General features: G+C 67.5%; 5 protein-coding genes. 1 reads left to right on the top strand and 4 read right to left on the bottom strand.

Translation table 11 applies throughout. The features are described from left to right. The 3 genes from J7E68_RS07270 to J7E68_RS07260 form a co-directional block, all read right to left on the bottom strand. Positions 1-1,262: ABC transporter substrate-binding protein (locus J7E68_RS07270; RefSeq protein WP_215171260.1), on the bottom strand; the 1,262-nt coding region annotated here is incomplete at its 3' end. A 123-nt stretch (positions 1,263-1,385) separates the two neighbouring features. Next, positions 1,386-2,399 carry a LacI family DNA-binding transcriptional regulator gene (locus tag J7E68_RS07265; RefSeq protein ID WP_215171258.1) on the bottom strand — a complete coding sequence of 338 codons (1,014 nt, stop codon included), beginning with the start codon at positions 2,397-2,399 and terminating at the stop codon, positions 1,386-1,388. A gap of 210 nt (positions 2,400-2,609) precedes the next feature. Then, a complete protein-coding gene (locus J7E68_RS07260) occupies positions 2,610-3,068 on the bottom strand; it encodes a GNAT family N-acetyltransferase (protein ID WP_215171256.1) in 459 nt (152 codons plus the stop codon). Positions 3,069-3,189: 121 nt separating this feature from the next. Between J7E68_RS07260 and J7E68_RS07255 the strand changes: the two genes are divergently transcribed. Further along, a complete protein-coding gene (locus J7E68_RS07255; RefSeq protein WP_215171254.1) occupies positions 3,190-5,409 on the top strand; it encodes an NADP-dependent isocitrate dehydrogenase in 2,220 nt (739 codons plus the stop codon). A 92-nt stretch (positions 5,410-5,501) separates the two neighbouring features. Here J7E68_RS07255 and J7E68_RS07250 read toward each other — a convergent pair whose 3' ends face one another. Beyond that, a complete protein-coding gene (locus tag J7E68_RS07250; protein WP_311416604.1) occupies positions 5,502-7,028 on the bottom strand; it encodes a L,D-transpeptidase family protein in 1,527 nt (508 codons plus the stop codon). Between the last annotated feature and the right edge of the window lie 139 nt (positions 7,029-7,167).

The following is a 7,167-nucleotide window of genomic DNA, read 5'->3' as shown; positions in this document are numbered from 1 at the left end:
GTGTTCGTGGTCTCGGCGTCCTGGGATCCGGTGATCAGCCCCTGGAGCTCCTGCACGATCACGTCGTAGAAGCCGGGAGCGGGCCAGTCCGGGTAGAAGGCGAGACCGTCGGCGTCGAGGACTCCGTTGAAGGTCTCGATCAGGGCCGCACTCTTCTCATCGGTGATGTCGGCGGTGTCCGCGGCGACCGGCAGACCGCCGTTGTTGCCGATGATGGCCTGGATCTCGGGTCGCATGGTGATGTCGATGAACTCGTAGGCGAGCTCCTTGTTCGCGGCGTTCTCGGGTACGACCCAGAGGTTGCCGGACGACCCGAGAGAGAGGTCGGCGCCGGGGAACTCCGTCATCGTCCAGTCGAAGCCGGTGGCCTCCGAGACGAAGCGGCCGAACCACCACGAGCCCGACACGAAGATGGGTGAGGTGCCGTTGATGAAGGAGACACCCGCGTCCTCGGCCTTGACCGACGAGACGTCGGAGGCGATGTAGCCCTTGTCGACGTACTCCTCGAGCGTCTCGGTCGCCGCCGACACCTCCGGCCCCTGCCAGTCGACCTCGCCGTCGTACAGCTGGTACGAGTCGACGAAGCTCCGGTCGCCCTCGAGCAGTGCGAGCTGGTACCAGAGCTGCCCGAGCGGGTACTCGGCTCCGGCCTCGGCGAGCGGGGTGATGCCCTTCGCCACGAAGGCGTCGAGCACGTCGACGAACTCGTCGTAGGTGGTGGGGATCTCAAGTCCCGCCTCGGCGAAGGCATCCTCGTTGTAGTAGACGCCGACGAACTCGCCGTAGTTCGGCACACCGAACCAGGTGTCGCCGCCCATCACGCCGTCTTCCGAGTACTTCGCGGTGGTCTGCAGAGAGGGAGCGAGCTTCTCATCCCACCCGTACTCCTCGACCGCGTCCGAGATGTCGGAGATGAGGCCGGTCGAGGCCAGGAACCCCGCCGTGGCGTTGCCCTTGTTGAACTCCATGAGATCCGGCGCGGCGTCGGTGTCGAGCACCTGGCTCGCCGTCTTCTGGATCTGCTCGAACGACTTCTCCTCGAACTCGACCGTGGCTCCGGTCTCCTCCTCGAAGATCGAGATCGCCTCTGCCCAGGCTTTGCCCATGGCGCTGTCCGCGCCTTCGTAATGCCAGAGCTTGAGGGTCTGGCCGTCTCCGCCGTCGCCGTCGGATCCGGCGGTGCAGCCGCTCAGAGCGATCCCGGTCGCGGTCAGCGCGGCGAGAGCCGCCAACGTCTTCGTCCTGCGGGTGGTGCGTGCCATCGTCGGCACTCCTTTCTCGGTGGCCCCGGAGGGCCGGACACTTCACTGGGTCGAGGTGTTCAGTTGTGCGCCGTCATCGAAGCGTTTCGACGACGGCGATGCGGATGCCGTCTGCGCCCGATGTCACTCTCGTGCGGGAGCCACCGAGCCGACGGCGTGGTATTCGGGAGGGATGAGGTGAATCTGCGCGGTCACGTGCGGGTCTTCGAGGTGCCGCACCGCGAGGTCGACGGCCAGTTCGCACGACTGCTGAGGTACGAGCGGGATGGTGTCGATGGGCACCGGCAGCGCCGAGGTGTCGAACGATGCGGCGGCGGAGATGACGGAGACGTCCGTGCCCACCGCCAGGCCGTGCGCGGCGATCGTCTCGAGCAGGACTTCGTGCACATCGCCGACGGCGTGCACGATGAACGCGCGGTCGCCGCGACCCAGTGCGCGCTCGGTGGCGGCGCGCACTGCCGACGCATCCGTGGTGGTGACCCCCGTCGTCGCCCACTCGAGTGCCAGCGCGCGTTCGGCGGCGCGTTCCTGCACGCCGCGCAACAGGCGGCGCGGGAAGTTCGACTTGCGGTACGAGACCTCGGTCTGCCCGAGCAGGGTCGCACGGGTGTGCCCGGCATCGGCGAGTGCATCGACCGCGATCTTCCCGGCGGTCTCGAAATCGAGGTCGACGCAGGTGAGCCCGTGTGCGTCGTCGGGGATGCCGATGAACACCGTGGGGGAGTGCACGGAGCGGGCGATGTCGGCCCGCTCGTCGTCGGGTGCGACGTCGAGCACGAGGATGGCGTCGACGAGGTTGCTGGCGGCCACGCGGTTCATGCCCTCGGAGGCCTGCTCGTCCGTCAGCAGGAGGATGTCGTATCCACGTCGGCGGGCGGCGACGGCGGTCGCGAGCACGAAGGCCATGTGCGTGGGGGCGTGGGTGTCGGCGCGCAGCGGCTCGGTGAGCCCGAAGATGTGGGTGCGGCGGCCCGCCAGCATCCGTGCGCCGGCGTCGGGTTCGTAACCGAGGCTCTGCACGGCGTCTTCGATGCGAAGGCGGGTCTTCTCCGAGACCGGCCTCTTGCCGCTGAGGGCGTAGGAGACGGTGCTGATCGACACTCCTGCGGCCTCGGCCACCTGGTGGATCGTCGTCATCGGGACTCCGTCGTCGCTGTCGGTCTCATCGTCGAAGCGTTTCGAGAACGCCTTCGAAAGCGATGATAGACAGCCTGCGACGCTCGGCGCAAGGTTTTTGTGGTTACTCGCAACAAATAGTTCCGACGACCGCGGGAGCGTTCCCATGAAAACGACGGACAGGGCGACGGAGCCTCGATGGGGGAGGGGATTCGAGACCCCGCCGCCGGTCTACGAAGTGATGCGGATCTGAGCGATGACTTCCGAGTACTCGGTCTCGCCGACGGGCGTGAAGCCGACGCGGAGGAAGAACGCCTCGGGGCCGTCTTCGCCGGCCTCGTAGATGACGTTGACGTGGTCGAATCCACGCTCGCGCGCCTCGTCGATCAGCTGCTCGACGGCGAAGCGACCGACGCCCTTGCCCTGGTCGTCGGCGTCGACGTTGATGCGCCACAGCACCGAGCGGAAGTGCTCTTCAGGAGCCTCGGGGTCGAAGTTCGCGCTGACGAATCCGACGACCTCGTCTCCGTCGAGGACCACCCGCTGCCACGAGGTCTGAGGGTCGATGACGGTCGCCGCGATGCCGTAGGACACGGGAGCGAGGAACTGCTCCTGCCCGGGCTTGAGCGACATGTTGTTCACGGCGACGATCGTCGCAGCGGAGAGTTCGACCATGCGCAGTTCGGACATGAACACAGGCTAACCCCTCGCGGGGTCTCCCACCCAGAAACGCCGAGTATTCATCGCCGATGATGCGCTCAGGTATCTTGGTATCGAGACAAATCTGCCCTCGCGAACGGAGAACCTCCTGGTGACCGACGACGCCATCATCTACACCTACACGGACGAGGCCCCGGCTCTCGCCACCGCCTCCTTCCTGCCGATCATCAAGGCCTACACGGGACAGGCGGGTATCGAGGTCGAGACCCGCGACATCTCGCTCGGAGGCCGCATCCTCGCGGCGTTCCCGCAGAAGCTCACGCCCGAGCAGCAGGTCAGCGATTCCCTCGCCGAGCTCGGTGGCCTCGCCACCCTGCCCGAGGCGAACATCATCAAGCTCCCGAACATCTCGGCCTCGATCCCGCAGCTCAAGGGCGCGATCGCCGAGCTGCAGGCTCAGGGCTATGACATCCCGGACTTCCCGGACGAGCCGTCCTCCCTCGAGGAGAAGGACGTCCGCGCGCGCTACGACCGCATCAAGGGCTCCGCGGTCAACCCGGTGCTCCGTGAGGGCAACAGCGACCGTCGCGCTCCGCTCGCGGTGAAGAACTACGCGAAGAAGCACCCGCACCGCAACAAGCCCTTCGCAGACGGCTCGAAGACGCGCGTCGCCACGCTCGGCCACGACGACTTCAAGCACAACGAGCGCTCGTGGGTCGCCGCGCACGACGATGTCCTGAGCTTCCGTCACACGGCCGCAGACGGCACCGTGACGATCCTCAAGGAGGGCCTGAAGGTCCTTCCGCGCGAGATCATCGACGCCACGTTCCTCTCGGCCGCGCACCTCGACGCCTTCCTCGCCGAGACGATGGAGGCGGCGAAGAACGACGACGTGCTCTACTCGGTGCACCTCAAGGCCACCATGATGAAGGTCAGCGACCCGATCATCTTCGGCCACGTCGTGCGGGTCTTCTTCAAGGATGTGTTCGCTCAGTACGGCGACAAGCTCGCTGAGGCGGGTCTCAACCCGAACGACGGTCTCGGCTCGATCCTCTCGGGTCTCAGCGGCGTCGCCGGCGGCGACGAGATCGCTGCGGCCTTCGACCGTGCGCTCGCCGAGGGCCCGCGCGTCTCGTACGTGAACTCCGACAAGGGCATCACGAACCTGCACGTGCCCAGCGACGTGATCGTCGACGCCTCGATGCCCGCGCTCGTCCGCAACGGCGGCAAGCTGTGGGGCGAGGACGGCGGCGAAGCCGACACGCTCGCGGTCATCCCGGACTCGTCGTACGCGAGCGTCTACCAGGCCGTGATCGACGACGTGATCGCGAACGGCCCGCTCGACCCCGCCACGATCGGCACCGTGCCGAACGTGGGCCTCATGGCCCAGGCGGCCGAGGAGTACGGCAGCCACGACAAGACCTTCGAGATCGCCGCCCCTGGCACCGTCCAGGTGCTCGACAGCGAGGGCACCGTGCTGATCGAGCACGAGGTCGGCGCCGGCGACATCTGGCGTGCGACGCAGACCAAGCACATCCCCGTCATGGACTGGGTCAAGCTCGCCGTGACGCGTGCTCGCGCATCGGGCGTGCCTGCGGTGTTCTGGCTCGACGCCAACCGCTCGCACGACGCGCAGATCATCGCCAAGGTGCACCAGGGTCTCGCCACGCTCGACACCAAGGGCCTCACCATCACGCTCCTCGCCCCGGAAGAGGCCACCCGCTACACGCTCGCGCGGATGCGGCACGGCCTCGACACCATCTCGGTGACGGGCAACGTGCTGCGTGACTACCTCACCGACCTGTTCCCGATCCTCGAGGTCGGCACCAGCGCCAAGATGCTGTCGATCGTGCCGCTGCTCGCAGGCGGCGGACTCTTCGAGACGGGTGCCGGTGGCTCGGCTCCCAAGCACGTGCAGCAGCTCGTCGAGGAGAACTACCTGCGCTGGGACTCGCTGGGCGAGTTCTTCGCGCTGGCCGCGTCGCTCGAGCACTTCGCCGACCGCACGGGCAACGAGAAGGCCCGCGTGCTCGCCGAGACGTTGGATGCGGCGACCGGCACGTTCCTCGAAGAGGATCGGTCCCCGGGCCGCGCTCTGGGCACGATCGACAACCGCGGCAGCCACTTCTACCTCGGCCTGTACTGGGCTCAGGAGCTGGCGAACCAGACGAAGGACGCCGAGCTCGCAGCGGCGTTCGCCCCGATCGCCGCCACGCTCGCCGAGAACGAGGAGACGATCGTCTCCGAGCTCAACGCCGTGCAGGGCAAGGCCGTCGAGATCGGGGGCTACTACCGCCCCGATGACGCACTGGTCACCGCAGTGATGCGACCGTCCACGACGCTGAACGGCATCGTCGACGCGCTGAGCTGACACCGATGACGAAGGGGCCGGATGCGAGAGCATCCGGCCCCTTCGTCATGAGACCTGCGCGGCGTCGAGGAGTGTGAGCACCTGACGTCGACTCAGTAGTGCACCGCGACCTCGAGGCCGACGGGCGACCACTCGTAGACGTACTGGGCGACGTCGATCGGCATGTTCACGCAGCCGTGGCTGCGGGGGTTGCCGAAGTCGTTGTGCCAGTAAGTTCCGTGGAAGCCCTCGTCGCCGTTGAAGTACGTGACCCACGGGACGTTCGGCGTCTCGGTGATCGAGCCGTCCGGCTCGCGGCTCTTCATGGTCTGCTCGCGCACATGGGCGTAGACCCTGAAGTTGCCGGCGTCGGTGGGCGTCGCGCTCTTGCCCGACGAGATCGCCCACGATCGCACGACGGCGCCGTTCTCATAGAGGGTGGCCGTCTGGCGGCTGAGGTTCACGTCGATCGTGCGCAGCAGGTTGACCGATTCGAACTTCGTCTCGGCGACCTCGATCGGGAAGACGCCGTCGCCGGCCTCGAGCTTGCCCGCGACGTCGGATGCGAGGCCCGAGGTGTCGCCGAGAGCGCGGCCGTTGACGCCGGCGGTCTCGGTGCGGAGGATGGTGCCCGCCGAGTCGACGATGTTCTTCGCGTTGACGGGAGCCCTGTCGACCGAGGTCGCGAGCGTGTCGACGGTGGCCTGGATCACGGTCTCGTCGGCGGTGATCTGCAGTTCCCCGTCGACATCGACCACGGCGAACCACGTCGATGCGACGGCGGGCTTGACCGGCACCGTGCGCTCGTCGCCGATGTAGAAGCCCATGGTGCCGAGCATCGTGTTCACCGAGGTCGCCATGGTCGTGGCGTCCTCGTCGGAGACGGCGGGCGCAGCCTCAGCGGGGCCGCCAGGGAACTCCAGGCTCTTCGCGCCGTCGGCGATGGCGTCGACCATCGCGGTCGAGAGTGCGTCGACGTCGACGGCTGTTCCCGTCTCGGACGGCGTGACGACGAACGTCGCGCTCTTGGCGTCGAAGACGACTCCGGCATCCACCGGATCGGTGAAGCTCGCAGGCACGGCTGCGCGCAGCGCGGCATCCGCCGTCTCGGGGTCGAGCGTGATGTCTCCCGCGACGGGATCGCCCATCCACGAGCCGAGGTTCCAGAGCGGACGCTCGGCGAACGCCGCGTCGGCCAGGCCGCGGGCGTCGATGGAGGCTCCGAGGTCGGCACCGGTGAGCACGATCTCGTCACCCGCTCCGGTGAGTGTCACCTCTGTCTCGGCGACGTGCGCGTCGATGGCCTCTGCGGCGGCGCCGGGGGTGAGCCACCCGACGGGGATGCCGGCGACCGTGGTGCCGGGGGCGATGAGGATCATCGATGCGGCGCCCGCGCCGATCGCGAGGGCGCCGACGCCGAGACCGATCCACAGACCGAGCCGCTTCTTCTTCGGTGCGGGCTCGATGGGAGCCCACGCCAGTGGCTGGTCGCCGTCGCTGGGCGGCAGAGAATCCGTGGGCACTTCGTCACCGGCCTTCGTGGTCGCGACGGTGTCGAGCGTGTCTCCGGAGGCGGTGGCCTCGGTCAGCTTCTCGGTCTTCGCATCCTGTGCTGAGATCAGATCGGTCACGAACTTCACCCCCCGGTTTCTCGCGTGTCCTAAGCGATATGCTACGCGATAGCAGGTAACGGGGAGGCAACGGTCCGCAGACCCCGCACGCGAGCGCGCGCGTCAGTCGGTGACGACAGCCAGCCCGTCGATCTCGACGAGCATCTCC

Source organism: Microbacterium sp. ISL-103 (assembly GCF_018613995.1).
Classification (GTDB): domain Bacteria; phylum Actinomycetota; class Actinomycetes; order Actinomycetales; family Microbacteriaceae; genus Microbacterium.
Note: the sequence above shows the minus strand (reverse complement) of the source record. Positions and strands in the feature narration are given on the sequence as shown.